22 protein-coding genes and 1 tRNA gene are annotated in these 26,864 nt (G+C 71.5%); 13 read left to right on the forward strand and 10 right to left on the reverse strand.

What is annotated here, in order from left to right; genetic code table 11:
- The first annotated feature begins 135 nt into the window (after positions 1 to 135).
- Positions 136 to 1,287 carry a DUF2341 domain-containing protein gene (locus IT371_23240; protein ID MCC6750596.1) on the forward strand — a complete coding sequence of 384 codons (1,152 nt, stop codon included), beginning with the start codon at positions 136 to 138 and terminating at the stop codon, positions 1,285 to 1,287.
- A 75-nt stretch (positions 1,288 to 1,362) separates the two neighbouring features.
- Positions 1,363 to 2,592, forward strand: a complete 1,230-nt coding sequence (locus tag IT371_23245; protein MCC6750597.1) for a hypothetical protein — start codon at positions 1,363 to 1,365, stop codon at positions 2,590 to 2,592.
- Between the two features lie 9 nt (positions 2,593 to 2,601).
- Here the strand turns inward: IT371_23245 and IT371_23250 are convergent, their stop codons facing one another.
- Positions 2,602 to 4,332 carry a hypothetical protein gene (locus IT371_23250; protein ID MCC6750598.1) on the reverse strand — a complete coding sequence of 577 codons (1,731 nt, stop codon included), beginning with the start codon at positions 4,330 to 4,332 and terminating at the stop codon, positions 2,602 to 2,604.
- Positions 4,333 to 4,529: 197 nt separating this feature from the next.
- Here IT371_23250 and IT371_23255 point away from each other — a divergent pair, with 197 nt between their 5' ends.
- From IT371_23255 to IT371_23275, 5 genes are all read left to right on the forward strand, one after another.
- Positions 4,530 to 4,724, forward strand: coding sequence for a hypothetical protein (locus IT371_23255; GenBank protein MCC6750599.1), 195 nt, complete (start codon positions 4,530 to 4,532; stop codon positions 4,722 to 4,724).
- A gap of 137 nt (positions 4,725 to 4,861) precedes the next feature.
- On the forward strand, positions 4,862 to 5,521 hold the full coding sequence (locus IT371_23260; protein MCC6750600.1) for a hypothetical protein: 660 nt from the start codon (positions 4,862 to 4,864) through the stop codon (positions 5,519 to 5,521).
- A gap of 15 nt (positions 5,522 to 5,536) precedes the next feature.
- The gene (locus IT371_23265; GenBank protein MCC6750601.1) at positions 5,537 to 7,120 is read left to right on the forward strand and encodes an indolepyruvate ferredoxin oxidoreductase; all 1,584 of its coding nucleotides are present in this window, start codon (positions 5,537 to 5,539) and stop codon (positions 7,118 to 7,120) included.
- Between the two features lie 13 nt (positions 7,121 to 7,133).
- Positions 7,134 to 10,112, forward strand: a complete 2,979-nt coding sequence (locus IT371_23270) for an indolepyruvate oxidoreductase subunit beta (GenBank protein ID MCC6750602.1) — start codon at positions 7,134 to 7,136, stop codon at positions 10,110 to 10,112.
- Positions 10,113 to 10,235: 123 nt separating this feature from the next.
- Positions 10,236 to 10,847 carry a hypothetical protein gene (locus IT371_23275; GenBank protein MCC6750603.1) on the forward strand — a complete coding sequence of 204 codons (612 nt, stop codon included), beginning with the start codon at positions 10,236 to 10,238 and terminating at the stop codon, positions 10,845 to 10,847.
- Here the strand turns inward: IT371_23275 and IT371_23280 are convergent.
- Together IT371_23280 and IT371_23285 are read right to left on the reverse strand one after the other, a co-directional pair.
- Positions 10,817 to 12,421, reverse strand: a complete 1,605-nt coding sequence (locus IT371_23280) for an SAM-dependent DNA methyltransferase (protein MCC6750604.1) — start codon at positions 12,419 to 12,421, stop codon at positions 10,817 to 10,819. The two genes, IT371_23275 and IT371_23280, sit on opposite strands and share 31 nt — an antisense overlap.
- A gap of 56 nt (positions 12,422 to 12,477) precedes the next feature.
- A complete protein-coding gene (locus IT371_23285; GenBank protein ID MCC6750605.1) occupies positions 12,478 to 12,960 on the reverse strand; it encodes a hypothetical protein in 483 nt (160 codons plus the stop codon).
- 169 nt (positions 12,961 to 13,129) lie between these two features.
- Between IT371_23285 and IT371_23290 the strand changes: the two genes are divergently transcribed.
- Complete coding sequence (locus IT371_23290) at positions 13,130 to 14,296, forward strand: hypothetical protein (GenBank protein ID MCC6750606.1); 1,167 nt, start codon at positions 13,130 to 13,132, stop codon at positions 14,294 to 14,296.
- Positions 14,297 to 14,328: 32 nt separating this feature from the next.
- Here the strand turns inward: IT371_23290 and IT371_23295 are convergent.
- The 5 genes from IT371_23295 to IT371_23315 form a co-directional block, all read right to left on the reverse strand.
- Positions 14,329 to 14,420: transfer RNA gene (locus IT371_23295), tRNA-Ser, on the reverse strand.
- A 117-nt stretch (positions 14,421 to 14,537) separates the two neighbouring features.
- Positions 14,538 to 16,058, reverse strand: coding sequence for a hypothetical protein (locus tag IT371_23300; protein MCC6750607.1), 1,521 nt, complete (start codon positions 16,056 to 16,058; stop codon positions 14,538 to 14,540).
- Positions 16,059 to 16,072: 14 nt separating this feature from the next.
- Positions 16,073 to 16,840, reverse strand: coding sequence for a hypothetical protein (locus tag IT371_23305; protein ID MCC6750608.1), 768 nt, complete (start codon positions 16,838 to 16,840; stop codon positions 16,073 to 16,075).
- 90 nt (positions 16,841 to 16,930) lie between these two features.
- Complete coding sequence (locus IT371_23310) at positions 16,931 to 17,344, reverse strand: YeeE/YedE family protein (GenBank protein ID MCC6750609.1); 414 nt, start codon at positions 17,342 to 17,344, stop codon at positions 16,931 to 16,933.
- A gap of 4 nt (positions 17,345 to 17,348) precedes the next feature.
- Positions 17,349 to 17,855 carry a YeeE/YedE family protein gene (locus IT371_23315; GenBank protein MCC6750610.1) on the reverse strand — a complete coding sequence of 169 codons (507 nt, stop codon included), beginning with the start codon at positions 17,853 to 17,855 and terminating at the stop codon, positions 17,349 to 17,351.
- A gap of 158 nt (positions 17,856 to 18,013) precedes the next feature.
- On the opposite strand from IT371_23315, the gene IT371_23320 reads away from it, so the two are divergent.
- Both IT371_23320 and IT371_23325 read left to right on the forward strand, forming a co-directional pair.
- Positions 18,014 to 18,811, forward strand: coding sequence for a hypothetical protein (locus IT371_23320; GenBank protein MCC6750611.1), 798 nt, complete (start codon positions 18,014 to 18,016; stop codon positions 18,809 to 18,811).
- A 13-nt stretch (positions 18,812 to 18,824) separates the two neighbouring features.
- The gene (locus IT371_23325) at positions 18,825 to 20,141 is read left to right on the forward strand and encodes a fatty acid desaturase (GenBank protein ID MCC6750612.1); all 1,317 of its coding nucleotides are present in this window, start codon (positions 18,825 to 18,827) and stop codon (positions 20,139 to 20,141) included.
- A gap of 54 nt (positions 20,142 to 20,195) precedes the next feature.
- On the opposite strand, the gene IT371_23330 is transcribed toward IT371_23325, so the two are convergent.
- Positions 20,196 to 22,049 (reverse strand): sulfatase-like hydrolase/transferase, encoded by a 1,854-nt coding sequence (locus tag IT371_23330; protein ID MCC6750613.1) that lies wholly within the window; start codon positions 22,047 to 22,049, stop codon positions 20,196 to 20,198.
- Complete coding sequence (locus IT371_23335) at positions 22,046 to 22,618, reverse strand: HD domain-containing protein (GenBank protein MCC6750614.1); 573 nt, start codon at positions 22,616 to 22,618, stop codon at positions 22,046 to 22,048. Before IT371_23335 ends, IT371_23330 begins: the two co-directional genes overlap by 4 nt.
- Before the next feature lie 459 nt (positions 22,619 to 23,077).
- Between IT371_23335 and IT371_23340 the strand changes: the two genes are divergently transcribed.
- The 3 genes from IT371_23340 (at position 23,078) to IT371_23350 (ending at position 26,682) form a co-directional block, all read left to right on the forward strand.
- Positions 23,078 to 23,539 (forward strand): nucleoside deaminase, encoded by a 462-nt coding sequence (locus IT371_23340; GenBank protein ID MCC6750615.1) that lies wholly within the window; start codon positions 23,078 to 23,080, stop codon positions 23,537 to 23,539.
- 258 nt (positions 23,540 to 23,797) lie between these two features.
- A complete protein-coding gene (locus IT371_23345) occupies positions 23,798 to 24,766 on the forward strand; it encodes a hypothetical protein (protein ID MCC6750616.1) in 969 nt (322 codons plus the stop codon).
- Between the two features lie 272 nt (positions 24,767 to 25,038).
- Positions 25,039 to 26,682: a hypothetical protein gene (locus IT371_23350; GenBank protein ID MCC6750617.1), complete on the forward strand. Its 1,644-nt coding sequence runs from the start codon at positions 25,039 to 25,041 to the stop codon at positions 26,680 to 26,682.
- Positions 26,683 to 26,864: the final 182 nt, after the last annotated feature.

Raw genomic sequence — 26,864 nt, forward strand, 5'->3', positions numbered from 1 at the left:
GGGCATCGCGGGAGCTACGGAGCGTCGTTGGCGGCGGCCCTGGCGATCGTCGCGTGTGCCGGGTGCTCGCGCCTGGGATTCGACCGGACGCGTGGCGCGGCGGACGCCGGCGTGGCAGAGGACGGCCCGGGGTTCGTGACCGACGGATGGAGCCGGGATGGCCTGGCACTGCATGACGCGACGGCCGGGGCGCGCGACGGGGCGCGCGGGGATGGGGCGGCGGGCGACGGAGCCGGGACCGACGGGAGCCCCTACGGCGGCACGGCCTGGTGGGACGCGAGACATCCGTACCGCAAACTCCTCACGGTGCCCGCCGGCGCGGTCACCGCGGACCTCCTCGACTTCCCCGTGCTCGTCTCGCTCGCCGGAGATCCGGACCTTCGCGCGCAGGTCACGGGGCCGAACGATCTGCGCTTCGTCTCCGTGGATGGCGCGGTGGTCTACGAGCACGAGGTCGAGTCCTGGTCGGCGTCGAGCGGGGCGCTCGTGGCCTGGGTCAAGCTCCCTCGACTGGCCTCTGCTACGGGTGCGCGTTTCTACCTCTACTTCGGTCGCGCCGCGGCGCCGGCCCCACCCGCGGGCCGCTCCGTCTGGTCAGCGTATCGGCTCGTCTATCACCTCGCCGACCCGATGGGAGGGGCGGTGCGGAACGCCGCGTCCGAGATCTTCGACGGGACGGCCACCGGGACCGTCAGCGTCGTGGGGCGCGTCGGGAGCGCGCGCCGCTTCACCAGTCTGGCCGACGGCGTGAGCGTCGCGGGGGCGAGCGCGCTGGTCTCGGGAGCTCCGCGCTTCAGCCTCTCCTTCTGGCTCTTTCCGGACTACGCAACAGACGGTGCCGTGAGCCCGGCCATGGAGCCGCGCGTGTTCGAGCAGCTCGGTCCGTGGACGGCGGGCCGGCTGATCCGGTTCGGCTCGACGCCGCCGGGGTGGTTCCTGCTGCAGGTCGACCTCGAGCTCGTGGGCGGGACCGAGTACGCGCAGGTGCCCGTGCGGCGGGCCGGCTGGACGCACGTGGCGCTCGTATTCGATGGAAACACCGTCCGGACCTATTCGGACGGACAGCTCGCGAACACCTACGCCGCGGCGGGTAAGCAGGTGCCGGTCGCTCGCGACGAGCACTTGACCCTCGGGCACACCACGTTCGGTCGGCCATCCTTCATCGGCAGCCTGGACGAGTTCCGTCTCACCCTCGACGCCCGCAGCAGCGCGTGGCTCTCGGCGGAACGCGCGAACGCGAGCGCGCCGCAGACTTTCGTCACGGTAGGAGCGCTCGAGCAAAAATAGGCTGCGACCCGAGCCTTCGAGCTGGCCCTCCGTGGAAGAGCGGCGTGCAACGCGCCGCGAAGGAGGGTCACCATCATGCGATCGATTGCCAGCTCCACGCTGCTCTGCGCGCTGCTCCTGACCGGCTGCAGCGACGACTCGTCCGTCGGGTCTTCGGGTGGGGGCGACGCAGGCTCCGGCGGTGACCAGCGCGTCCGGCGCGAGGACCCGCTCGGGACCTCCGACGCCGGACCCTCACGGGACGGGGGGAGGGGGCGTGCGGACGCTCGCGGGAGGGCCCTCGACGGCGCCGCACCGGACGGTCGCGCGGCGGCCGGCGATGGCGCGCTTTCAACGGTCACCAACTCGGGCAAGACCTGCACGACGCCGAGCGCCTGTTCCGGCAGCGAGCAATGCACGAGCCTGCCCGACTGGACGGGAGGGCTCTGCCTCGGGCGCTGCCAGAAGGCGGGCGAGAGCTGCCCTACCGCGGGGCTTGGTCAGCTCTCGGCCTGCCTCTTCTCCGATGCGGCCGAGACCGACTGGCGCTGCGCGTACGTGTGCGAGCTGAACGGGCAGAAGTACGCCTGCCCCGAGCCCGCCACGCAGGACTGCGCCGCGTCCTCGCAAGCGGGGCTCAAGCTCTGCCGGCCGAAGGGTGGCGGGAGCTGCACGCCGAGCTGCACGGGCAAGCGCTGTGGCCCCGACGGCTGCGGCGGCACCTGCGCGCCGGGGTGCGGGAGCGCCGAGACCTGCCAGCCCGAGGGGACCTGCAAGGCGGGGACGGTGGGCGGTGACCCGGCCGGGGTGGACCGCACGAGCTGCATGGGCGTCGCGTCGTCGAGCGGCTCGGTGCTCAGCGCCACGCCCAAGGTCACGAGCGGGACCGTGCTCACCGATCCGAGCGGAGCGCTGCGCCTCGTGCTGCTCCCCGTGCCCCTCGCCACGGGGAGCCTGACGATAGGCCTCTATTTCTTCCCGATCGCGGGGCAGCTCAGCTATCCGCCGAACGGAGCCGTGGGGTGCGCCCTGCTGCGCAAGACGGCGAGCGGCTGGTCCACCGTCGACAAGACGCAGCTCTGCGAGCTCACCTTTTCGGTGCTCAAGCACGCCTCGGCGCCGAAGAGCTGCGACGGCACGCTAGCCGGCGTCTATCGCGGTATATTTACCGGTAATCAGGTTCTGGCCGGAACCTTCTATCTGCCGTCCGACGTCGCGGCGAGCCAGATCAAGCAGCCCTCGTGTCGGCCCATGAACAGCATTTGCAAGCAGCATAGCGACTGCTGCAGTCAGTCCTGCTCTCCGGTGCTGGGGGTCTGTCAGTAGCGGGCTAACTCAGGGCTGCAGCTTCAGCACGTCCACGCGGTGGATGATCTCCTTGTTGGTGATCCAGAGCGCGTGGCGGACGGTCTTGCCCTCGCGACCGTAGTCCATCCAATTCTCCCCGCCGAACAGCCCGGAGGATGGAGCGCGCGAGGAGTCCCAGGTCAGGACCACCGGCCGCTCCTGGCTGGCGCCGATCGGCGCGATGAGATCCTCGATCCCGCTGCGGCTAATCGTCTGCGAGTAGCGGATCTCGCTCCACACGGACTTCGGGCTCCAGCGGTCGCCGGCGGTGTAGAAGTAGTAGTCGCGCTCCGCGACGTCCGCGGGCAGCGCCTCGTTCCGTCGCGCGGCCGACTGCACCGCCACCCGCACGTCCCGGTCCTTGCGTCCCGCCGTCACGATCAGCTCGCCGATCACCCGGTCTCGGGTGTTGCGCGCCGTCGGGAGCGGCTCGAAGTAGCGCACGCCCCCCTTCTCGCGCATCCAGCCCACCTGCTGGCTGCCGCCGCGCTGCTTGTCCCAGAACGCCGCGACCTCGCCGTCGATCTTCTTCAGGCGCAGCGCGCCGCGCCCGAAGACGAAGGACATCCAGTGGCTCGGCGTCTTGAACTTGGCCCAGTACCCATCGAGCCCCTTGAGCGAATCCACGCGGACCGGCTGGCCCTGGTGGTCCACGAGCTCGGTGCGGCGGAAGAAATCGTCGGCGACCTGCCAGGCCGCCTCGGGCACGGTCTTGCGCTTGAGCGCACGCTTCTGGGTGCGCACCCAGGTGTTCCGCTCGTGGCGGGCCTGCACCGCGTTCTTCAGGCCCGGGCCGAAGACGGCCACGCTGTACTTGGCAATGCCACCATCGACGAGCAGCCGATGCTGCGCCCACTGTCCCTCGGGGAGCGGGTTGCCCTTGGCGTCCTTGCGTGACCGCCAGGAGACGGGCAGCGGTCGCTCGTTTTCGTTCGCGCGGTTGAACTCGGGCCGCTCGAGCGCCAGGGCCACCTCGGCGTCGGAGGGCGCGTAGGGGCTCCCCGCGCGCCCCTTTCGACCCTTCGCCGGGCGCAGCACGCGCCGCAGGACCTCGGGCAGTCCGGCGTCGACCGACTCGAGCATGCCGGAGGAGGGCGGAATCGAGTTGTAGACGCGTTCGCCGGTCTTCCAGTGGTAGGTGGCGGTCTCGAAGGCCGTGCGATAGAGCCCGTCCTCGGTGGTTTCCCACGACCGCGCCGGGTCGGGTCGCCGGTAGTCGCTGGCCTCGAGATTTAGCTGCTTGATCAGCGCCTCCCCGATCGACTGGTTGCGCAGCTGGACGGCCTCCGTCGTCGGCACGAACTGCGCGCGCCGGCCGCGGCCGAGGATCACGCCCAGTGGGCGCGCCTGCTCGAGGCTCGCCCCCCAGAGGACCTGCGTGCCGCCGGCGACGGACCGATAGTGCGCCTCGCCCGGCCCGAACATGGCGGCCAGGACGCCCGCGGGAGTGACGCCCTTCGCGTAGTAGGGCTCGAGACCCGAGAGCCCGACAGTCAGCGGGTTCTTGGCCACCAGCCGCCCGTTCTCCTGCCGGTAGCCCGAGAACTGGGCCAGGTGATCGGCCACGAGATAGATGCGGCGCTCGGCGGTCTTGCCCGTGCGCCGGAGCTCCGTCCCGGCGGGGCCTTTGGGCTGGGCCGCCTGGGCGCTGCCGCCCGAGGCGAGCAGGGCCAGAAGGAACGCCTGAAACAACCTGGGTGCGTGTCGCGTAGGCCGCATGGTGTTCTCCTGGGCGGCGAGAGAGCACGGCTCGTGCCAAGCGACAGAAGCAAAAACGCGTTATGTCATAGTTGTTTGAGCGCTGTGCAGACAGACGTTGGCGGCCCCCGTCCCCTGCCCTCCTGGCCGCTCTCCTGGCCAGGGGCGCCCCTGCCAGGCTATGCTACGGGCCGAACCCGTACCTGGAGCGATTTCCGATGCTGAAGAAGATGATCATCTCGCTGGCCGCCGGTCTGACCCTCAGCCTGGCTGCGATGCCGGCCGCCGACGCCTGCCCCTGCAAGGGGGACAAGAAGGCCGACTGCGCCTGCAAGGGCAAGGGCGCGAACGGCGCGTGTGAGTGCGCGAAGGGGGGCAAGGGGGCCAAGGGCGGCGCCGAGAAGGGCAAGTAGCGCCCCTCCGATTCTCGACGGGCCTGCCTGGCGAGGGGGACCAAGCAGGGCCTGGCTGAGCACTCCTTTCCAAGCGATAAAACGCGATCTTAGCCGACCCGCGGGTTGGCCCTCGCCGTGCAATGCGCCAGGGCGGGATGCAGCTCCGTCGCGCCATCGTGCTCGCGTTCGTGCTGGTCGGCTGGGCCGGCCCGGCGCTGGCTCGCCAGGTCGAGAACCTCGAGACACGCTACCCGCGTGGCGAGTCGATCGGCGTGGGCGCGGGCAAGGAGGTCTTCGCCGTGGTGGGGCGGCCGGAGCTCGCGCTCGTCGTGGCGCGCATGCACCCCTGGGCGCTCGACCACTGGAAGCAGGAGCTACGGCTGCAGAAGGTCTTCGCGCGGCTCGGCTTCCCCGTGGTGGAGGTGCTGGAACTCGGGAAGAGCGGCGACGGCCGTCCGGCGATGGTCCAGCCCCGCTACGCGATGGGGACCAAGGACTACTGCGTGCGCGGAGGACGGCGTCTGGTCAGCGCGCGCACGGCGAGTGACTGGGCCCGACTGCTCGAGCTCGGCGAGCGCCACGGGATCTGGCCGCAAGACCCGCAGGGGCTGCTCGGCTTCGACGGCTCGCTCGTGCTGGCCGACTTCGGCTACGGGCTGAACATCTGGGGACGCGGTTCCCCGGAGCGGGAGGCGGCGCTGCAGGAACTTCGTTCGTCGGGCTCCCAGCCGCCACGGATCGACGGAGGCCGTCCGTACGTGCTCCAGCTCTACGGCCTCATGCTGGCGGACGTCACTCCGCCGGCTCCACGCTGACCGTCGGGGCGACCCATGCAGAAAGAACTTCTCCTCGGAGATGAGGCGGTGGCCCAGGCCGCGCTGCACGCGGGGATTGGCGGCGCCTTCGCCTACCCCGGTACTCCGGCCACGGAGATCTTCGAACACGTCGAGCGGGTCGTGCGCCGGCACGCGCTGCCCGTGGCTACCGTCTGGTCCACGAACGAGAAGGTGGCCTACGAAGAGGCCCTCGGCATGTCCTACGCGGGACGCCGCGCGCTGGTCTCGATGAAGCACGTCGGGCTGAACGTGGCCGCGGACCCGTTTCTCAACTCGGCCCTGAGCGGTGTGAACAGTGGATTGGTCCTGGCGGTGGCCGACGACCCCGGCATGCACTCCTCGCAGAACGAGCAGGACAGTCGGGTCTACGGAGATTTCGCCCAGGTGCCGATCTTCGAGCCCGCCACGCAGCAAGAGGCCTACGACCTGACGCTCAAGGCCTTCGCCGCGTCGGAGGCGCTCGGGCTGCCGGTGATGCTCCGTCTCGTGACGCGGCTCGCGCACAGCCGGGCCGGGGTCGCGCCGCACGGAGCGCCCGTCGAAGGCGCGGCGCTGCCGCAGCGACCGCTCCCCGACCCGAGCAACTGGACCCTCGTCCCGGCCAACGCGCGGCGGCGCTTCGCCGAGCTGACGCGCCTGCAGGCGCGTCTCGTGGCCGAGTCGGAGTGCGCGCCGGAAAACGAGCTCATCCTGGCGGGGCGGCGCGGGGTGATCGCCGCGGGGCACGCGGTGACCTACGTGCGCGAGGCGCTGGGTGGCGCGACCGATCGCTCGCTGCTCAAGGTCGGCCGCTACCCGCTCCCCGTGGCGCGGATCCGCGAGCTCGTGGACCACTGCGACGAGCTCCTCGTCGTCGAGGAGAGCTACCCCTTCATCGAGCGCCGGCTGACGGGGCTCCTCGGCCTGCCGGGGAAGGCCGTGCGCGGCAAGCTCACCGGGGACCTCCCCCCGACGGGCGAGCTGACTCCCGAGCTCGTGGCGCGAGCGCTCGGCCTCGAGACGCGCGCGACGGGTACGGCGCTTTCGGACCTCGCGAACCGCCCGCCCCAGCTCTGCCGGGGTTGTCCGCACGCCGACTCCTTCAAGGCCCTCGTCGAGGCGGTGGCCACCTTCGCGAACCCGCTCCTCTTCAGCGACATCGGCTGCTACACCCTCGGCGTGATGCCGCCGTATCGCGCGGTCCACGCCTGCGTGGACATGGGCGCCTCGATTGCCATGGCCCACGGCGCGGCGCGGGCCGGGGCCTACCCCGTCCTCTGCACCATCGGCGATTCCACCTTCGGGCACTCCGGCATGACGGCGCTGCTGAGCGCGCTGCACGATAACGCCGATTGCACGGTGCTCCTCCTCGATAACTCGGCCGTGGCCATGACCGGCGTGCAGCCGAGCCACACCACGGGGGAGCGACTCCTCGCCATCCTGCGCGGGCTCGGCGTTCCCGAGGCCCACTTGCACGTGATCGAGCCGCACCCGAAGCACCACGCGGAGAACGTGGCGCTGCTCAAGCAGGCCATCGCCCACCGCGGGCTGAGCGTGGTGGTGGCCGAGCGCGCCTGCATCCACCTGAAGACCCACTGAGAGAGACGACGCCGTGGAGCACAACATCCTTCTCGCGGGCGTGGGGGGGCAGGGCATTCTCTCGATCGCGCAGGCCATCTCGGGGGCAGCGCTCCGGCGCGGGCTCGAGGTGCGCCAGGCCGAGCTGCACGGCATGAGCCAGCGCGGCGGCGTGGTGCAGGCGCACCTCCGCATCGCCGACCACGTGCTGCACAGCGACCTCATCCCCGCGGGGCGCGCCGACCTCCTCATCTCCGTCGAGCCGCTCGAGGCGCTGCGCTACGTGCACCTGCTCGCCGACGGGGCGTCGCTCGTCTCGAGCGTCAACGCCTTCGTCAACCTCACGGGCTATCCGGCCGTCGAGGGGCTGCTCGCGCGACTCGCGGCGCATCCGCGCCACGTGCTCATCGACGCCGAGCGCCTCGCGCGGGCGGCCGGCTCGGGGCGCGCGGCCAACGTCGTGCTCCTTGGCGCGGCCTCGCTCTTCGTCGAGCTCGCCGCGGACGAGCTCGAGGCGGCGGTGGCCGGGCTCTTCGCCGAAAAGGGGGGCGCGCTGGCTGAGGCCAACCGGCGGGCCTTTCGCTTCGGCCGCCACGCGGCGCGCACCTACCTCGACGGCGTGGCCCGCGGCGCGAGCTCGGCCGCGGTGCGCCACTTCATCGAGACCCTCTCCCCCGAGCACCTCGCCGCGGCCGAGCGCCCCGACGAACCGGTCTTCCCCGTCGAGCCCTTCGAGGAGCGGCTCTCGGGGGCCGAGGAGCACGCGGTGGCCCTGTCGCTCAAGGCCGCGCTGGCGGAGGGCCGCACGCAGCTCTTCGAGCACGAGGTCTACACCATCGTGCAGCTCGTGGGGGCCATCGCGCCGCCCGAGCACCTCTTCGTCAGCCACCACGAGCTCCCCACCGACGAGGCGCTGGCGCAGCTCCCGGGCGACCAGGTGGTGCTGAAGGTCGTCTCTCCGGAGGTGGTGCACAAGAGCGACGCCGGCGGAGTCGTCTTCGTGCGCAAGGACGGCGACGTCGTACGCGCCGCGCTCGACCGACTCTTCGCGCGTCACGCCGAGGCGGACGTGAGGGGGGTGCTGATCGTCGAGCGCGTGCCCCAGGCTGCCGCGGGTCTCGGGAGCGAGCTCTTCGTCGGACTGCGGGCCACGCGCGAGTTCGGCCCCGTGCTCGCGGCGGGGCTCGGCGGGCTCGATACCGAGTACCTGGCGCAGAAGATGCGCCCCGGGCTGGCGGTGGCCAAGGCCCTGGCGAGCGAGGTCACGGCCGAGGAGTTTCTGACCCTCTTTCAGCGGACGGCGGCCTACGAGCTGCTGGCGGGGCGCGTGCGCGGGCACGAGCGGTTGGTCGGCGACGGAGAGCTCGTGCGCTGCTTCCGCGCCTTCCTGCTCCTCGCCCGCCACTTCGCCACCGCGCGCGACGAGGGGCCGTCGCTCGTCGAGCTCGAGGTGAACCCCTTCGCCTTTCGCCACGCGCGGCTCGTACCGCTCGACGGGCGGGGACGCCTCGGGACCGCGGCGCGCGCCAAAACGCCCAGGCCGCGGCAGAAGCTCCGCGCGCTCCTCGAGCCCGGGCGCGTCGGAGTGATAGGCGTCTCGAGCTCCGCCGCGAGCTTCGGCCACATCATCCTCTCCAACGTGCAGCGGGCGGGTTTTCCGCGCGAGCGGCTCACGGTGATCAAGCCGGGGGTCACCGAGCTCGACGGCGTGGCCTGCGTACCGAGCCTGACGGCTCTCGAGGAGCCCGTCGATCTCCTGGTGGTCGCGGTGGGAGCCGAGCAGCTCCCGGCGATCGCGAAGGAGGTGGTGGAGAGCGGCAAGGTCCAGTCGGCGATTCTCATCCCGGGGGGGGCCGGCGAGACGAAGGGGAGCGAGGCGCTGGCCGAGGAGCTGCGGCGGATCGTGGCCTCAGGTCGCGCGCGTCCCGACGGGGGCCCGCTCTTCCTCGGGCCGAACAGCCTGGGGGTCGTCTCGCGCCCCGGCCGCTACGATACGTTCTTCGTGCCCGAGAGCCGCATGGACAAGCGCTTCGAGGCGCGGGCGCGTCCCGTCGCACTCGTCTCGCAGAGCGGGGCCTTCATCGTCAGCCGCCTGAGCAACCTGGAGACGCTCGACCCGGCCTTCGCCATCTCGATCGGCAACCAGCTCGACCTGACGCCGGCCGACCTGCTCTCGGCTCTCGCGGAGCGCAGCGACGTGAAGGTCGTGGCGATCTACGCCGAGGGCTTCGGCGACGAAGAGGGGCTAGAGCTGGTGCGGGAGATCGACGCCGCCACGCGGCGGGGCACGCAGGTGCTCTTCTACAAGGCCGGGCGCACGGCCGAGGGGCGCAGCGCGGCCGCGGGGCACACGGCGTCGGTGGCCGGCGACTACGACGTCTGCACCGCCGCCGCGACCGAAGCGGGGGCGCTCGTCACGGACACCTTTCGCGAGCTCGAGCAGCTCCTCGAGCTCTGCGCGTTCCTCTGTGACAAGCGGCCCGCGGGGACGGCGCTCGGTGCGATCTCGAACGCCGGCTTCGAGGCGGTGGGGATCGCCGACGCGCTCGTCGGACCGCGGTGGCAGCTCACCTTGCCCACGCTAGCGGCCGGGACGATGGAGGCGCTGCGCGCGGCCCTCGAGCTACACGGCCTGACGCGGCTCGTGACGCCCAGGAATCCGCTGGACCTCACCCCGATGGCCACCGACGCCGCGTACGAGGCGGCGGCGCGCGCCTTCCTCGCCGACCCCGGTCTCGACGCGCTGGTGGTCGGGATCGTGCCGCTCACGGCCACCCTGAAGAGCGTGCCCGGAGAGCTCGCCTCCGAGGAGAGTCTGGCCCGCCGCCTGCCCGCGCTGCTCGCCGGCTCGGACAAACCGCTCGTGGCGGTGGTGGACGCGGGGCCCCGCTACGAGCCGCTCGTCTCGGCGCTACGCGCGGGAGGCGTCCCGGTCTGTCGCTCGGCGGATCAGGCGATCCGTTCGGTGGGCCGCTACCTCACGCAGCATCAGACCGTCTGGAGCCGGCGCTGACCGCGCGCCTCGGCCTTCACAAGACGATCGGCTCGTTCCGTGCCGGGCCCTACACGGTCGTTCACGCCGGTCGATGAAGGGTACGGTCCTCGTTTCGTCCGTTACCTCTCGAGGAGGCCGCCCGTGCACGTCGATCCGGACTTCTTGCCCCTCATCGTGGGATTCTCACCCGACGCGCTAGAACGCCAGGAGGGCGCGATCTACGGGCTGTGGGGTGATCTGCGCCTGGCCTACTTCAACGGCAGCTACGAACGCTTCGCCGCGGCGAACGAGGGACGCCGGATGCTCGACGCCTGGCCGCTCGGTCGCTCGGTGCTGGACGCGGTGGCCGAGCCCCTCGTGTCCTTCTACCGCGAGCTCTTCGGGCAGACGCTCGTCTCGGGCCAGCCGCGCTCCCACGAGTACGAGTGTCCGAGCCCGACGCTGCGGCGGACCTTCCGCATGGACGTGTACCCGGTGACGCGGAAGGAAGGCCTGCTCGTGGTGAACAGCCTCCTCGTCGAGGCGCCGCACGCCGGGGACGGAGAGCCGGCGGGTCCGCGCGAAACCTACCGCACCGCGGACGGACTCATCGTGCAGTGCGCCCACTGCCGGCGCACCCGGCTCGGGCGAAACGACGACGTCTGGCACTGGGTCCCGGCCTTCGTGCGGACCCCGCCCGAGGAGACGAGTCACGGGCTCTGCTACCCGTGTTTCGCCCACCACTACCCTGAGCCCGAGGAGGGCGACGCGTAGGGCCTGAAGTCGCGCCCGAGCAGCGCGACGAGCGACGGGACCGGCACGCGTCCGAGCTCGCGCGGCTCGAGCTTCTGCAGGCCGCCGCCGTAGACGCGCCCCTCCCCTTGTAGCGCCTGTGGGTCGAGGGCGCGGAGCGCGCTCCAGAGCTCTCGACCGAGGCCGGGTCGGCGGGCGAGCTCCGCGGCCAGCGCGGGTCGGGGGTAGAGGAGCAGGTAGACGTTCGGCACCGTGGCGAGCGAATGGTTGAGCAAGAAGCGGAACGGTCGGCGCTCGCCGTGTCGCACGGCCGCGCCGCGGCCCATGTACGTGCACACGATGGGGGCGGGGAGGCGCTGCTCTTGCGCGTACCAGGGGCGGCGGTGCCGGCAGAGGTAGCGTGACGCCGCGCGGGCCTTGCCCTCCTCGAGGTAGCGGTAGAGCGCGCGCGAACGGCGCCTCACCTCCTCGAGCGACCACGCGCAGTCGAGGAGCACGAGCCGCGGCGTGACGAGGGGTGCGCCCGTCGCGTCCGCGGCGATCTCGTCCAGCTCGCCGAGAAAGCGGGGGCCCGGCAGGATCGGGCGCAACACTTCCGGGGGCAGGCCCAGCGCGCGCGCGCGTTCCGCCTCCAGGATGAAGTAGCGGTTGTCGCCCGTGGCGATTCCCCGACGGACCTCGAAGAGCTCCGCGAGCCGCGGGGTGTGGTCGGCGACGCTCGATCGAGGCGCCTGCCCGAGGCGCGGCCACTTGTCCGCGCGCGCGAGCTCCTCCGCCGACGCGTCCAGCCGCGCGGAGGGCCGGGCGAGCGAGTCCCCTTCGGTGAGCTCCACCCGATGCCCCGCGCCCGGCGGCTCCTTGCGGTAGGCCAGCACGGCCGAGGTCACCAGCGCATCGCCGAACTGTTCTTCGTCCGGGCGGAAGCGATGCAGGCGGAGCAGCGTGACGCGCTCGGCCAGGTACCGCCTGAGCGGCGCCCCCCAGGCCACCTCGCAGACCTCCGCGGGCAGAAGCCACACGGCGACTCCGCCGTCGCGCAGCCATGGATCGGCCAGCCCCACGAAGTAGCCGTAGAGCCCCGCGAGCCCGCCGAGCCGCATCCCCGAGGCCGCCTCGCACCGTCGCCGGAGCCGCGTCTTGTCCGCTGCGGACAGGTGGTGGTGGCGCGAGTAGGGCGGGTTGCAGACGAGGAGGTTCGCGCGCTCGGCCTCTCGCGTCGGCGCGGTACGCCGCGTGAAGTCTCCCTGCACGAGCTCGAGCGCGCTCCGTCGCCACAGCCGTGCCGCGGGCCCGGCGTAGTGCGCGTCGCGCTCCACCCCGCGGGCCCAGGCGATGCGCGGCGGCTCGAGCTGCGCGCGCAGCGCCTCGTAGAAGGCCCCCGTGCCGAAGGCCGGGTCGAGAAAGCGCACGCGCGGCCCAGGCGGCAGCCACGCGAGCCCGAGTCGCACCACCTCGCGCGCCAGGCCGGGCGGCGTGGCGAACTGCCCGAGCCGGTTACGCTCGGTCGCGCTCTTACGCCCGTCGAGCTCGGCCTGCAGCGCGAGCCGTCCCCCGTCGACGCCGCTCCCCTCCCTTCTCGGCGTGCCTGTCCGCATCGCCGCCCGACTCTAGGTGTTCGCCGCGAAATAACCAGCGCATTCCGCGGTGGGCCCTACGTGCGAGCGCTCTTCACCTCTACCACGCGCAGCCTCGGCGTTCCGGCTGCGTCTTCGGGTGCGGCCCCCGCGGCCGCGAGCAACGTTCCTTGATCGGTCTCGGCCTCGGGACGTCGGCGCCGGGACCGCGTCCCCGGCTGGGGGCTCGCCTCGCTCCGCGGCCCTCTATCGGAGGGGCGCAGCGCCAGGGCGGCCACCTTCTCGGCCAGGGCCGGGTCTCCCTCGGCGTACACCCGCGCGTAGGCCAGGGCGCGCGCGGCGTGCTGCTCGAGCGCGGCCTGCGCGGCGGCCACGGCTTCGGTCGCCGCGGCGAGATGCGTCTCGAGCTCGCGCTGCTCCCCGGTCGCTCGCTGCAGCGCCTCCTCGGCGCGCTGCAGGCTGGCCTGGCTCACGTCGGGGAAGGCGACGGCCGACAGCTCCTCGTCGAAGAGTGTCAGCACCCTTCGCACTCCCTTGGGGACGGGGTCTTCGAGCATCACGGGCCCTCTCGGTTGCGGCAACGAAACGGTCTTGGAGACTGCTTGTCCGTATCGTTATGAACAAGTGTTCAGTATCCGTCAAGCCCGCATTCGCGATCGAACGCAGGTTGCGTCGAGGCCGGCCGGGCTCCGGGGCAACGGGGCGGGCGGCCGGGCGGTCGATCCTGGCGTGCGGTGCATCCCTCGCGGTGCCGTCTGCCTGGCCGTGTCGATCGGAGCGCATGCTCTGGTGCTGCCGGTGCTCGCCTGGACCGACTGGAGCGCGCGCAGCGCGGTGGGATCTTCCGGCCGGTCGCTTTCCTCGGTGGTGGAGCTCGAGCGCGTTCCGGCGCAGACGGTACCGGGAGAGGTGCGCCCCGTCACGTCGCAGCGGCTCCCGACGCCGAGGCGCCCCGTCACGCGGCGGGGTCTCGACCTCCGGAGCCGCGTTTCCTCGGGCGCGCGCGGTGCGGGGCCACGCACGCGCGACCAGGTCGAGCCTGCCGGGGTTACGCCCTCCCCCGCCGAGGGTACGCCCGCCGCCCTCCCGGCTCCTTCCGGCCTGTTGCGGATGCGGTCGCGGCTCGAGCTCGCTCCGTCGCTCGAGGCGCTTGCCGAGCTGCCCCGTCGGGCCCACCCGGCGCAGGCCGATCCTCTGTCGGGCCGGAGCGCGTCCGGGTCGGCCACCTCGTCTGCCGCGACGCGCGCCGCGCTAGCCGAGCGGGTCAGGCGCCTCCTCGCGACGGATCTGGCGCAGCATCACGCGCGGTCCGGGCGCGTGTCGCCGCGCCTCTTCGAGGTAGCTCGTCGCGCGGACCAGCTCTTCACCGTCGACTGGGAGCTCGTCCGGGGAGATCGCGCGCACCTCGGGTCGATCAAGCGTGGGCTCGCCTCCTTCGTCTACGGCATCTGGGACGGCTGGCAGAAGGCGCTGGGCGCGCAGTCCAGGTCGCACCGCGAGGCCAGGGGTGCGGTCGAGGCGCCGCAGCGGCTCGAGGCCTACGCGGCGGCGGCGGAGGCCGCGGCCGAGCGCGCCGACGAGCTCCGGGCTACCTACTGCATCGAGACCGACGGGCGGGAGGTCCGGCTGACCCTGGCCTCGCGCTCCGGGCGGCGTCCCTTCGACCGCATCGCCGAGCGGGCCCTGCGCACCGCGCTGCGGCTCGAACCGGAGGGGAGCCCCCCGCTGCCCGCTGCCTGCTATCGCTTCACGGCGCGCTTCCACCGCGTGCCGCCGTTGCCGTACGTCGGCTGCAGCTTCGACGAGGTGCTGCTGAAGGCGGCCTGCTTCTACCCGTTGAAGCGGATCCTGCGGACGAACGTCGAGCTGGTGAGCGCAGCGCCGTCCACCGAATGAGCTCGGTCGGCATTCGCTCGGGTGGGATGAGGCGGAGAGAGAGGGATTCGAACCCTCGGTGGGGATTTAAAGGCCCCACACTCGCTTAGCAGGCGAGCACCTTCGGCCTCTCGGTCATCTCTCCATTCAAGTCCGGGGGCCCGTGCGCGCGGCCCGAAAACCTCTATCGCGCGAGCCAAACCCCCCGACATCTAGCCGACCCGGCCCCAAAAAACAAGACCTCACTCGGATCCGCCTTGCGTCAGTCCAGCTTGATCCGCGCGTAGTCGAGCGTCGTGCGCCGTTCGTGAATCTCGCGTCGCCCTGTCCGGCGCTCCACCTGCTGCCGCAGCTTGGGAAAGAAGCGGAGCAGGTCGTCGGCCCGGAGTACCGCGGGCAACGGCTTCGTCTCCTCGGTCAGGACGACCCCCATCGAGGCCCCGGCGTCCAGGTTGCCGTGGAAGCCGTGCCGGGCCGACTCGTCCACCCCAGTGATCGTGCGAAACCCGCGCGAGGCGTACGGGCGCTTGAAGGCGAAGACGACGTCCGCGGGGTACTTGATGCCCACCGGCAGGAGCGCCGTGCGTGCCCGGTAGATGACGTCAGGGAACGGGCTCCGGGCGCCCGCGGAGTAGAGCGCCTCGTCCGTGACCTCGAGGTATTTCCTGCCGTCCGCGACATGCTCCCGGCCGGTCACGTTCTTGATCCCCAGCGCTGCGAGGTCGTGCCCCTCGGGCAGGTAGTAGGCGTTGGTCCCCGCGTGGTGCGCGCCGTGCAGCGGGCGCTTCCCCGCCACCCACACGCTGAACCACTGCAGCTCTCCTGCCGGATCGAACTCCCGATCGGGGCGCGAGCGCGACACGACCGCCTCGGCGTAGGGGCTCTGCGAGAGCCGCTCCGCGACGTCGTCGGCGAGCGCCAGCTCCGTGTGCAGTGAGACGTAGCTGACGGGGGTGTGCAGGATGGGGACCGCGTACGGGCCCGCCTCCCGTCGCCCCTCCGCGAAGGAGTCCACCACGCGCACCTGCGCTTGCTCCATGACGTGCCGGATGTCGATGAAGTCCCCCGGCGCGGCGGGCACGAAGTCCATTCCGTGATCCGACACGAGCGTGAAGACGAACCGCTGCGCGGGGTGGTCGCGGCGAAACTTCTCGATACGACGCCAGAGCTCGAGGAAGGCGACCTTCACGTGCGCAGCCGGCCGCATGTGGCCCATCACGTCGATGTCGAGGACGTAGCCCACGAAGACGGGGTTGTGTCGCACGCGCCCGCCCAGCACGTAGAAGAGGTTGTCGAGCGACTCCATCAGACTGAGCTCGAGCGAGCCGTAGCTCCACACGGCGTCGAAGTACCCATCTGCGTGGTAGTCGAAGACCTTCAGGTAAGGTGGCCCCTCCCAGGGGGTGCCGCGGAGCGGGGGGATGCCGTGCGAGATGAGACCCGTGTAGCCCACGTTCTGCAGCGCGTCCTTCTCCGGGTTGAAGTAGTGCAGCTCGTAGCCGTTCATGCGCTCGGTGCGCAGGATGCGGCTCCAGGCGATGTCGGAGGTGCTGGGGAAGGTGGAGACGAACTGCACCGCCTGCCAGCCCTGCGAGGGGATCTGCCCCGCGGCCATCGACTCGGTGACGGTCTTGAAGGCCAGGCCATCCACGGCCAGGTAGACGTGGACCACGGGGTTCTTCTTCGGGTCGCCGTCGACCGGAAGGCTGTTCATGAAGGCGTAGTGCTCCCAATCGCAGGCCCCGAGGAGCAGCAGGGCGCCCGCGAGCGCGACGCCGCGCATCTTCGCCTCCGCGGTCAAAAGAGCAGCCCGACGTCGAAGAGCGGCTGCCCTTGCAGGCCGTCCACGCTCGCCCGGTACACGTAGCCGATGCGCGCCTCGAACCAGCGGTAGTGGAAGCGGTACGACGCGCCGAAGACGCCGAAGTTGTGGTCCCAGAACCCGACCTCGCCGCCGTGCAGGAAGAAGCCGTGGTACTTGAAGGCCAAAAACTCGAGGGAGAGGTAGTTCCCGACGGTGACGCCCCCCTGCACCGGTGCGTCGCCCATCGTGTTGAGCACGGTGAGGGTGTTGTGCGCCGCGAGCCACTTGGTCACCTTCCAGGTCGCGGAGAGCGAGAGGGGGAGGGCGAAGACCGTGAAGTTCGGGTTGTGGAGCCAGGAGGTGTAGCTCGACGAGACGAAGGCCTCGCTGGCCCCGGGGAGCACGACGAAGAGGGCCACCTGCGCGGTCAGGCTGAGCGTGCGGCGACGATAGAGCGACACCTTGGCGTGCACGTTGGGGACGCGGAAGATCAGCTCCGAGGGCTTCACGCCGACCTGGATGGCGTCGAGGATGCCGAACTGCGCCTGCCGATAGCTGAGCACGAAGTGACGGTGGCCGAGCAACAGGCCGTTGTCTTCCCAGATGGGGTAGAGCCCGTTCGGCGCGTGGAGGTAGTCGGAGGAGAGAAGTCCCGGCGCGTCCACCGGGGGGCCGTCGGCCTCGACGCGCGGCGAGGCCAGCAGGGTCGCCAAGGCCAGGCCGCAAGCGAGCGGTATGAGCGCGCAGTGTCGTGAGGTCATGGGATCGCGGGCGAGCCGCTTCGTCTCCTGGCGAGCGGGACCGACAGAGCATGATAGGGAGAAAGCCTCGCACCGCAAGGGCCAACTACCTCATGAGCGCGTTGCCCCCTGCGTGAGCCCGAAGACGTAGGTCCCGGCGAGCAGCCCCGCCAGCGTGAAGAGCGAGCCGAGCTTCCCCTCGCCGAGCATCGCGAGCGCGGTCCCCGGGCACGCGCCGGCCACGCCCCACCCCGCGCCGAAGAGGATCGCCCCCGGAACGAGCGTCCTCCGGTAGGCCTTGCCCTTGGGAGGGAGCGCCTCCCCGCCGAGGAGAGAGCGCGCCCCGAGGCGCTTCAAGAGCTGCACGCCGACGAGGCCCACCGCCCCCGCCACGGCGATGACCCAGAGGAGCTGCAGATGGCTGAAGAGAAAGAGCTGCGGGTAGAAGTCGTAGGTCGTGGCGCCCGCCCGACTGAGCAGGAAGCCGAAGACGACGCCGAGCGGCAGGAAGACGAGCTTCTGCATGGGGCTACCCTCCGTGTCCGGTCAGACGAAAGAGCGCTTGCACGGCCGCCGTTCCTCCGACGAAGAAGCCGGCCGCGGCGAGGAGGCTCGGTGGGTTGAGCAGCGACACTCCCGCGATGGCGTGCCCGCTCGTGCACCCGTCGGCCATCCGCGCGCCGAGACCCATCAGCGCGCCACCCGCGAAGAGCACCGCGCCCTTGGCCCACACCGCCGACGGCAGCACCTGGTCGTAGAGGCGGCCGAGGGAGAAGCTGGCCACCAGGGGCCCCGGTGAGCTCAGCGCCGCGAGCAGACCTCCGAGCGGAATGCCGAGCAAGAACCAGAGGCGCCAGTTGAACGGGTCGGCGTAGGGGCCCGTGCGGAAGAAGCTCCGCCTCGACGCGAGGGCGCACACGTTGCCGAACCCCGTCGACACGCCGAGCGGCTGCCCCGAGAGCCAGAGCTGCGCGAGTCCGTAGAGCCCGATGCCGATCCCTCCGATCCATCCGCTCCAGACCACCACCTCAGTCATCGTGACCCTCGTTGATGCTGCGTTGCGTTGCGGAATACCGACCGTCCTCGGTTTGTTCTTGATCTACATCAAGAACGCTAGCATGATGCGCGATAGCTAGCAATTCTCGCGAGATGGCCTGCCGAGCCGGGCCTCGAGAGGCGGAGGAGGGTGGGTACATGCTGACTAGCTTAGCCGCTGTGGCGTCTCGACGAAGCTTTTCCACTGCGATCGGCCTGCTGCTGCTCGCAGTCCCGGCCGGGGCTCGGGCCAGCAGCCCCACGGCTGTGATCGCCCTTGCCACGGCCGTGAGCTACGAGCCATCGCGCGCCACGGCTACCCGGGTGATCGTGACGGGCCGCTTCGCCCTGGTGAAGACGCCGGCCGTGGCGCCCTATCAATGGAGCGCGGGGCAGGCGGGCTACCTGTACCTCTCCTGCCCCACGGGCAAAGAGGCGCTCTGCCGCCAGGAGTGGAAGGACCTCGAGCAAGCCGTCGCGAAGGGCGACTGCGCGATGTTCGGGGACGTGTCCTCGAGCGTGCTGCCGACGGTGCGCGCGACGGGGACGCCTCCCTCGGCGCCCGATCCGTATCCGATCAACATGGGGCTCCTCGTGACCCCGTTTGCTCTCGGTGAGTGTCCGAAGCTGAAGGCGATGGCGGGAGGAGATGGTGGGCTCCCTCGGATGGATGGTGGCGCGGCGCGGGATGGGGCGGTGCGGTCCGACGGAGCGGCGGTGAAAGGGGACGGCGGGGCGGCGACGGACCAGGGCAGCCCGGCCAGGGGAGACGCGGCGGCGATGGGACGGGAGGCGGGCGTCTCCCCTGGGCCGGGGGGGCCCACGGCGGGGAGCGGAGGTTGCGAGATGTCCGGGTTGCCGGTGGTAGCCGTGAACGGCGCGGCGTTTCTGGCCGGGGCGATCCTGGTTGCGCTGACGCGCCGCCGGCGTCGGCGACGGGCCGTCGTCAGGCGGTGAGGGAGCGGGCATCGTGCCCTCCGAGTCGGCTCGCCTGACGCCGCGCGGGTTCCGTCCCGGGGTCCGTGGCGGGGATCTCTTCGCGCACTCGGCGTGGGATGTCCTGCCGGCGGGCCTGGCGCTCGGGCAGGGGGCGCTGCTCACGGCGAGCCTGCTCCTCGGCGCAGAGGCGCAGGGGCCGCTCCTCCCCGTGGTGCTCGTCGTGGGGTGCGGCCTCTGGTGGGGCTCGAACACGGTCTCGCACCAGCACCTCCACCGTCCGTTCTTTCGCGCGCCGGGACTCAACCGCGGCTTCAGCCTCTACCTCACGCTGCTCCTCGGGATCCCGCAGAGCCTCTGGCGGCGTCGGCACCTCTGGCACCACGCGGGCGAGCCGCCCGTCGCACGAGGCGCGGGGTGGCCTCGGCACGCTCTCGGGTCTCGCGAGGCCCGCCTGGAGCTCGCGTCGCTGCTGCTGCTCTTTGGCGCGCTGGGGTGGCTCGCCCCACGGGTCTTCCTATGCGGTTATTTACCGGGATATGCGCTCGGGCTGGCGCTCTCCCAGGCGCAGGGCTACTTCGAGCACCTCTCGCTCCCCGACCGCGCGCGGGGCGGAGTGAGCTACTACGGCCGGCTCTACAACCTGCTCTGGCTGAACGATGGGTATCACGCCGAGCACCACGCGCGCCCGCAGGCTCACTGGCGCGCACTGCCCGGTATCGCGCCGCACCCGGGGACGTCTCGCCGGAGCGGCGTGCCCCCGATCCTGCGCTGGCTCGAGCCCCTCGCAGCCTGGGCCAATCGCACGCAGGCGGGCCTCCTCGTGCGCCTCGAGCGCTGGTCGCTCGGGCGTCCGCGGCTCCTGCGCTTCATGGTCCGGACGCATCGCCGCGCCTTTGCGCCGCTGCTGCCGCTGCTCGGCCTCTCCCGCGAGAGCCAGGTGCGCGTCTGCGTGGTGGGGGGTGGTCTCTTTCCGCGCACGCTCCTCGCCCTCGGCGACCTGCTCCCCTCGGCGCGCTTCGTGCTCGTGGATGCCGAGGCCGAGCACCTCGAGCAGGCGCGACGGTCGCTCGCGGCCCGCGGTGGATTGCTGCGTCGATGCGAGTTCGTCTGCGCGTCGTTCGACCCCGGCGTGCACCTGGGCTTCGAGCTCGTGGTGATCCCCCTCGGGTACCGGGGAGATCGCCGGGCACTGTACGACGAGCCTACCCGGACCCCGCGGCTGATCCACGACTGGCTCTGGCGGCGGCGAGGGAAGCCGGGCCGGACCGTCTCGCCGTGGCTGCTCAAGCGCGTGAACCTGGTTCGCGGAGTGGCAGCGCGGGTCGCGGAGTCCCGGCTGGCCGCGTGACCTCCCACCGCGAACGAGGCGCTGTTATCGCGCTATGCGCGGGAGCGTAGCGCGCTAGCGCTTCCCACCGCGCAGCACCCAGTCGCGCTGCGCGCCGGCCCACCCGACGAGATAGTCCCGGTAGCGCGTCTCGCGCTCGGCCTCCTCGGCGGTGCGGCTGCGCTCCTCGAGCGGGTCGGTCGGGAGGTGGTAGAGCCGCGTGCGTCGCGACTCGGGTTCGAAGATCGCCTTCCAGGGGCCGTGGCGCAGGCCAAGCTGCAGCACGCCGTGGTCGGTGAAAAGCGGCGCCAGACCGGCACGCGGCTGGAGGAGCGAGCGCCCCTGGTAGCTCGCCGGGACCGGGCGTCCGAGCAGCTCGAGCAGCGTGGGGGCGAGGTCGGCGGTGCTACCGATCTGGGGGAGACGCACGGGTCGCGTGAAGAGCCCCGGTGCGGCGATCAGGCCCGGGACGTGCACGTTCTCCTGATAGATGGCCAGCGTGTGCGCCACGTTGCCGGGGTGCTGGAGGAAGGCCTCGCCGTGGTCGCCGTGGATCACCCAGAGCGTCTGTTCGAGGAGCCCGCGCCGCCGAAGACCCTCGACGAAGGTGCCGAGCGCGAGGTCGCCCCGGTGAAGGTCGTTCAGGTAACGCGCGCGGTCCGTGGCCGTGCCGAAGGGGGCGGGTCCGCCGCCCGGCGCCTCGTACGGGTGATGCCCGGCGATCGGCAGGTACATGAGGAAGAAGCGCTCGCCGGGCCGCAAGCGGTCCACGAAGGCGAGCATGCGCTCTACGACCGACGCCTCGTCCACGCCGAAGCTGGAGGAGAAGCGACTCGGGATCTGGGCCGCATCGGCAAGGGTGGCGAAGCCTCGGCCCTGCACGACGTGCTCCATGCCGAGGTACGCGAAGCGACCGGCGTGAAAGAGCGCGGTCCGGTAGCCGGCGCGCTGGAGCTCGAGCGGGAAGGCGTCGCAGTGCAGCCGCTTAGCGGCATATTGGTCGGCGCTCGTATGCGGAGCGGGATAGGCGGCACATAGCGTGCTAAATAGGCCCTTGATGCTCTCGGGATAGACCGCGTGGAGGCCGTCCAGCACCAGCGCCTGCTGCCCCAGCCGGGAGAGATTCGGCGTGGGGTCTTCCTTAGCGCCATAGAGGCGCAGGTACGACGCGCCGTGCGACTCGAGCACGACCCAGATCACGTGGCGCCGCTTGACGGCGCCCACCAGGTGGCGCAGGTCGACGGCGCGCCCCTCGCCGGAGAGGGCCTGCTGGGCCGCGACGCGCCCGATGGAGTCGAGGCGGGTTAGCTGGGCCAGGGTGCTGCCGAGCATCGCGGCGAGAGCGTTGCGGTGCAGGCCGAGCGTCTCGACGCGGCGGATGGCCAGCGGGCCGAGCGCACCGAGGGCGAGAAAGGCCACGGCGGCGGCGAAGGCGAGCCGGGCGGAGCGGGGTCGGCGCTTCACCAGGCGCGGGAGCAGGGCCGCGGCGCCCACGACGAGCGCGACGGCCGCGAGGTTCGAGGCGGTCACGTACGCGCGCAGGGAGTCGGCGAGGGTGGTGCCGGCGGCACCCGCGAGGAGGTAGGTGAGCGGCGTGGAGAGCTGCCGCGCCACGGCCACGTTCACGGCCACGTAGAGCGCGGCGCCGCCGTAGAAGAGCCACGCCAAGCGGTCCACGGCGAGGACCATGTTCGGCGAGCGGCGCGCGCCGAGGCGCAGCGTGGCGTCCACCAGCCCGACGAGGAGCGCGGTCCACAGGTCCTGGTTGAGCAGCGCGGGGAGTGTCCAGCCCGAGGCGAGGCTGCTCCCCCCACCGTCGAGCGCGCGCAGCACGACGAGCGCGCCCTTCGCCACGGCGAAGACCCCGAGGAGGCAGACCGCTCGGCGGAGGGACGGATGGAGCGGCGGAGCGGAGGCTCCCTCGGTCAAGAGGCGCCGGCCAGGTTCTCGAGCTCGCGCACGACGCGGGCGAGCTCGTCGGCGAGCGCGTGCGGGCCGGTGCTGGAGAAGATGTCCACGAGCGATCGGTAGTACCAGAGCGTGCCCTGCTTGCCCCCCTTGAAGCGGTCCCACACGGCGTCGCCGATGCGGTGGAAGTCCGAAAGAATCGTGCGCGCGTTGTGCAGCTTGTCCGAGGCCGAGACGAGCCGGACCGACGGAGAGGCGTGCGGCAGGTGCGCCAGGTAGCTCTCCTTGCGCTGCCGCCAGGGGGGCTTCGGTACCACGTCGGAATCGGAGCAGCCTTCCACGATGTCGGCCACGTGATTGCCGAAACGGCGGCGGATCTCCTGCAGCGTGGCCTGGCCGCCGCGGTCCTCGACGGCGTCGTGGAGCAGCGCGCCGATGGCCTCGTCTTCGTTCGCGCCGTGCTCGAGCGCAATCGCCGTCACGCCCATCAGGTGCGAGAGATAGGGCACCTCGCTCCCCTTGCGCGTCTGATCGGCGTGCAGGCGCGCCGCGAACACCATCGCCTCCTCGAACCTGTCCGATAGGGCCATACGGCTACTCTACCCCAAAAACGGCGCGGGGCCCCGTGAAGGGGCCCCGGTAGTGGGTAGACGTTTTGGCGAGCAGCTAGGGGGACGTGGTGAAGGGAACCCGACCTCCGGTGCGCTGGGTCGAGTCACAGCAAAGGTGGGGCTTGATGCGCACCCCGCATGTCGCTGGCCCCCCGCTCACACTGCACAGACACGCGATGGTCTTTTTTTCGTGCAGGTTGTTGTTGTGAGCGGCGTCCATTTGACGAAGGGAGTGAATTGCAGGGGACATGCCACGCTCGCCCTCGGTGCGCCCGCCGAAGATCGCGACGATTTTTTCCGCAGCCTCGGGAAGTGCCCACGACGCGCAGCGGCTCGGGGCCCCCTACCCGGAGGCCTGACTAGCCGCTATGTCTTGTGGGCAGCGCCCTCGAATGCGCTGGCCCGGGCGCTGCCTTTGTGCGATGAGCACGACTCGGGATGCGCCCCGTGGATCACGCGAAATACATGCAGCTCGCGCTCGAGCTGGCGGGGCTGGCCGCGGCGCAGGCCGAGGTGCCGGTGGGCGCCGTGGTCGTGGACGGGGACCAGGTCATCGGTCGCGGCTACAACCGCCGCACGCTGGATGCGGATCCCACGGCTCACGCCGAGGTGGTGGCCCTGCGAGAGGCCGCCCGGGCGCGCGGGAGCTGGCGGCTCGAAGGCACCCGTCTATATGTAACGCTCGAGCCGTGTCCGATGTGCGCCGGGGCCCTCGTCAATGCCCGGGTGGCGCAGGTCGTCTACGGGTGCGCGGATCCCAAGGCCGGGGCCCTGCGCACCCTGTACGCTCTTTGCGAGGATCCGCGCCTGAATCACCGGGTGGAGGTGGTCCGGGGGATCCTGGCCGAGGCCTGCAGCCGCGCGCTGACCGAGTTCTTCGCCGAGCTGCGGCGCGGGTGAGCCCAGCCCGCGGGGCGCGCCTGGTCTGAAGGCCGGGGCGTGGTGGCGCTGCGTGCAGCGACGGGAGCCCCGCTCCGCGCCCCTGCCCGGGGTGGCCAGGAATCGGTCGCAGGATCGAAATGCGGTGGCCAGCCCGGGCGACTGGCCACTGCCAACGACGCGCCGCACAGAAGAATCACTGTGTAATTCCAATGAAGTGAGATTGGCAGGATCCGGTCGCGGAGTGGTGTGCCTCTTGCACGCTTCCCACGCCGGACCATGCGTCGTCTCTCTGCCATCCCCCTTCTGCTGATCGCTTCGCTGGCCTGGGCTACGCCCCAGGGGGGGGGCCTGCTCAAGGCGCCGACCTCCCCGGATGCGCAGTATCAGGGCCCGGGGGCGCTGACGGCTGGGGGGGGAGGCGGGGACAACGGGGGCCGGGCCGCGCTGAACAGCGCTGCGAACACCCCCGATCGCGGCGGGCCGGGCCTGCGCTTTCTCCGGCTGCTGCCCGTGCTGCCCAAGATCCAGCTCCAGATGCCCAAGGGGCTGGCCAACCCCGGCGCGGCCTTTCGGCGCGTGCTCGAATCCCTCGAGCGGACGGTGGGTGGATGGGTCAGCGGGTCGGGCGCGGCCTCGGGGACCGAGCTCGTCGGCGCTGACGCCAACGGTCAGGGTAGCGCCGCGGGTCAGGCTCAGCTCCCCGCGTACCCCACGTTTGGCAGCCGCTTCGACCTCGGGGGCAACCCGCGCCTGCGGCACCCGGGGACCAAGACGGCCTACCCCGAGACCGACACCGTGTTCGGGTGGCGACAGCGCACGCTCAAGCTGACGGGGGACCAGGCTCAGCTCGTGGAACGCATCCGCGAGGTGGCCGCGGACCTCGTGCCTCGCGTGGACCGCACCGAGGCGGGCAAGTACCGCCAACGGGCGCTCGCAGCGCGCGTCTCGCCCGACGAGTTCCTGGCCGCGGACGTGCTGAACGGCACGATCCACGCGTTCGAGCGGCGTCTGGACGCCCTGCACATGGCGGGGATCGTGCTCGACCTCCGCCCCGAGGACATCCTCTGCACGCGGGTGGGGCGCGGTAACTCGGCCCAGCTGCAGGTCAAGGTGCTCATCTCCGACCGCGTGCGGCGCCTGCTGCCCGGGGAGAAGCCGGACCGCGACCACCGGGCCTTCTCCGAGTGGCGCAAGACCCTGCAGGCGGGAGCCTTCGAGCGGCTCGCCCGAGGCAACGCGATCTAGCTCGTCCGGGTCCCGGCCCCGCGGCCGTCCCGGCCCAGGCCCCACGACCCCCCAGAGCCCAGCCGGTGCCCGGCCACCACGCCGCCCCGCTGGAGTCTACCGACCCCTCGCTCGGGCCGGCCGCTGGTGCTCCGCGCCCCCCTCTCTCTCACCCAGGTTGATGAAAACGCATATAACAAGCTGAAATTACGTGCGTGCAGTGGTGGAATGACCCCATCTGGCATGGCGCGGCCGTTGCAATGTGTGGGAGAAACACCGAAACGGCTTACTCGATGCCCCGCCCCGTCCGCTGCCTGAGCCTCATCGTCTGCGCCACCCTGCTGCTGGGGCACGGATCTGCAACCGCGAACCGGGGCGGGCGCCCGAGCGGGGGGCCGAGCGGCGGGGCAGGCCGGGTCGCCCTGAATAGCCGGGAAGGTTTCCAGCAGCACGTGCAGGCCCTGGGTCGGGGGGATGCGGGGGCGGCCGGCAAGCTGACGGCATTCGTGCGAAACCACGACAAGCGCGCGCCGCAGGGGGTGAAGGGCGTTCTTCGGCGGGGGATCCGCGGCAACGTCAACGCCGTGGTGAAGGGGATGCGCGTCGGTCAGGCCCGCAAGGCCCTCGCCAAGTACCATCGGGACCGCGTGAAGGCGGCGCTCAAGTCCAAGGCCGGGACGGATCATCGCACGACGTATGCGTCGGGGATTCTGGCGCTCGGCCAGCTGCGCAACCCGCGCAAGGGCGGGGTGCGCGGCGCCATCGCGAGCTGGCAGAACCGCAAGATCGACGGGTACGGCAAGGAGCTGGCGGAGGAGGGCGTGCGGACGGCGGGGGGTGCCTCGGGTCGCGGCGACCATCTGCTCGCGCGAGACATGCTGCGGCTGGTCTCGGCGACCTACACCCGCTACGGACAGAAGCCGTCGTTGCGCTTCAACCTGACGCGCAAGGTGGCCTACGGACGCGCCTGGAGGGCGCTCGAGTCGGCGAACCGCCGCAAGGGTGCCGGGTTCGACGAGACGGTGGCGCAGGCGAAGCTCGTGGCGGCCTACGCGCAGGAAGGGGGCGGACGCCTCGACCGCGCCGCGATGGGGCGCGTGAACGCGGTTCTCGCACGGGCGCTCATGAAGCAGTACGGGGGCGCGCTGAAGGGACGCGGCAAGCTGAAGCCGGCTCAGGCCCGGGCGCTTCGCGAGGGGCTGTATCGGGAGGCGATCAAGGCCGGCATGCTGGACGGCGAGGGGCGCGTGCTCGCGACGGTAACGAAGGCCATCGACGGCGCGGTAACGAAGGCCACCAAGGGCAAGGTCCTGCTCCCGCTGCGCGAGGGACTGCCTGGGCAGCTCCCCGGGGCCAAGTCGCAGGCCGTGGCGCAGGCGCCGGTTCAGTCGCTCCAGTACGACCCCGGCGACGGGGGGCGCGGTCGGCGTGACGGGCAGAACGACGGTCGCGGCCAGCAGGGCGGAGGCCGCGGTCGGCAGGGCGGGCAGTCTCGGGTGACGCCGCAGGAGGAGCAGCGGTACGCGCAGGGTCTCGCGCAGGCGCTCCTGCCCCCGAACGGGCGGCGGCTGACGAAGAAGGAGGCCAAGCAGCGCCGACGGGAGATGCACACGCAGGCGCGCCTGGCCGGGATGAACACGCCGGCGGTGCACGCGGCGATCGACGCGGCCGTGGCGCAGCGGCTCTCCAAGGGTGTGGCGAGCCCGCAGAGCCCCACGTTCGATCAGCGGGGTCAGAAGGTCGGCACCTCGGTGACGGTCCAGCAGGACGTCGTCGGGGGACAGAAGGTGACGGTCCGCGGGAACGGCCAGCGCGTGGTGACCGCCCGCGGGGGCAAGGGGGGCGTGGCGGTCCAGGGCGACGTCGTCTCCGTCGGCGGCGACATCGTTCACGGCGACAAGATCCAGACCGTGCAGGGAGACCTGGTGATCGACTGAGCGCGCCGCGGCGGGCCCGATCCTTCGACGATCGATCGGGAACGCAGAGCGGGCGTGTCGTAGGTCAGCCATAATGTCCGCCTAACGGGTCAGCAAGAATGTCCGCCCTCGTGCATACGAGGGAATGATCTTGCTGAGCAACCGAGGGTGGAGGCGGCTGCAAGCCGTGCGACGCGTCGAGC

The sequence above is a fragment of the Deltaproteobacteria bacterium genome (assembly GCA_020848905.1).
Taxonomy (GTDB): domain Bacteria; phylum Myxococcota_A; class Polyangia.

Excerpts from the sequence above, each read along its gene's own strand:
- IT371_23245 (MCC6750597.1), top strand. The coding sequence starts at position 1,363 with ATGCGATCGATTGCCAGCTCCACGCTGCTCTGCGCGCTGCTCCTGACC.
- IT371_23250 (MCC6750598.1), bottom strand. The coding sequence starts at position 4,332 with ATGCGGCCTACGCGACACGCACCCAGGTTGTTTCAGGCGTTCCTTCTG.
- IT371_23255 (MCC6750599.1), top strand. The coding sequence starts at position 4,530 with ATGCTGAAGAAGATGATCATCTCGCTGGCCGCCGGTCTGACCCTCAGC.
- IT371_23260 (MCC6750600.1), top strand. The coding sequence starts at position 4,862 with ATGCAGCTCCGTCGCGCCATCGTGCTCGCGTTCGTGCTGGTCGGCTGG.
- IT371_23265 (MCC6750601.1), top strand. The coding sequence starts at position 5,537 with ATGCAGAAAGAACTTCTCCTCGGAGATGAGGCGGTGGCCCAGGCCGCG.
- IT371_23280 (MCC6750604.1), bottom strand. The coding sequence starts at position 12,421 with ATGCGGACAGGCACGCCGAGAAGGGAGGGGAGCGGCGTCGACGGGGGA.
- IT371_23300 (MCC6750607.1), bottom strand. The coding sequence starts at position 16,058 with ATGCGCGGCGTCGCGCTCGCGGGCGCCCTGCTGCTCCTCGGGGCCTGC.
- IT371_23305 (MCC6750608.1), bottom strand. The coding sequence starts at position 16,840 with ATGACCTCACGACACTGCGCGCTCATACCGCTCGCTTGCGGCCTGGCC.
- IT371_23310 (MCC6750609.1), bottom strand. The coding sequence starts at position 17,344 with ATGCAGAAGCTCGTCTTCCTGCCGCTCGGCGTCGTCTTCGGCTTCCTG.
- IT371_23315 (MCC6750610.1), bottom strand. The coding sequence starts at position 17,855 with ATGACTGAGGTGGTGGTCTGGAGCGGATGGATCGGAGGGATCGGCATC.
- IT371_23320 (MCC6750611.1), top strand. The coding sequence starts at position 18,014 with ATGCTGACTAGCTTAGCCGCTGTGGCGTCTCGACGAAGCTTTTCCACT.
- IT371_23335 (MCC6750614.1), bottom strand. The coding sequence starts at position 22,618 with ATGGCCCTATCGGACAGGTTCGAGGAGGCGATGGTGTTCGCGGCGCGC.
- IT371_23340 (MCC6750615.1), top strand. The coding sequence starts at position 23,078 with ATGCGCCCCGTGGATCACGCGAAATACATGCAGCTCGCGCTCGAGCTG.
- IT371_23345 (MCC6750616.1), top strand. The coding sequence starts at position 23,798 with ATGCGTCGTCTCTCTGCCATCCCCCTTCTGCTGATCGCTTCGCTGGCC.
- IT371_23350 (MCC6750617.1), top strand. The coding sequence starts at position 25,039 with ATGCCCCGCCCCGTCCGCTGCCTGAGCCTCATCGTCTGCGCCACCCTG.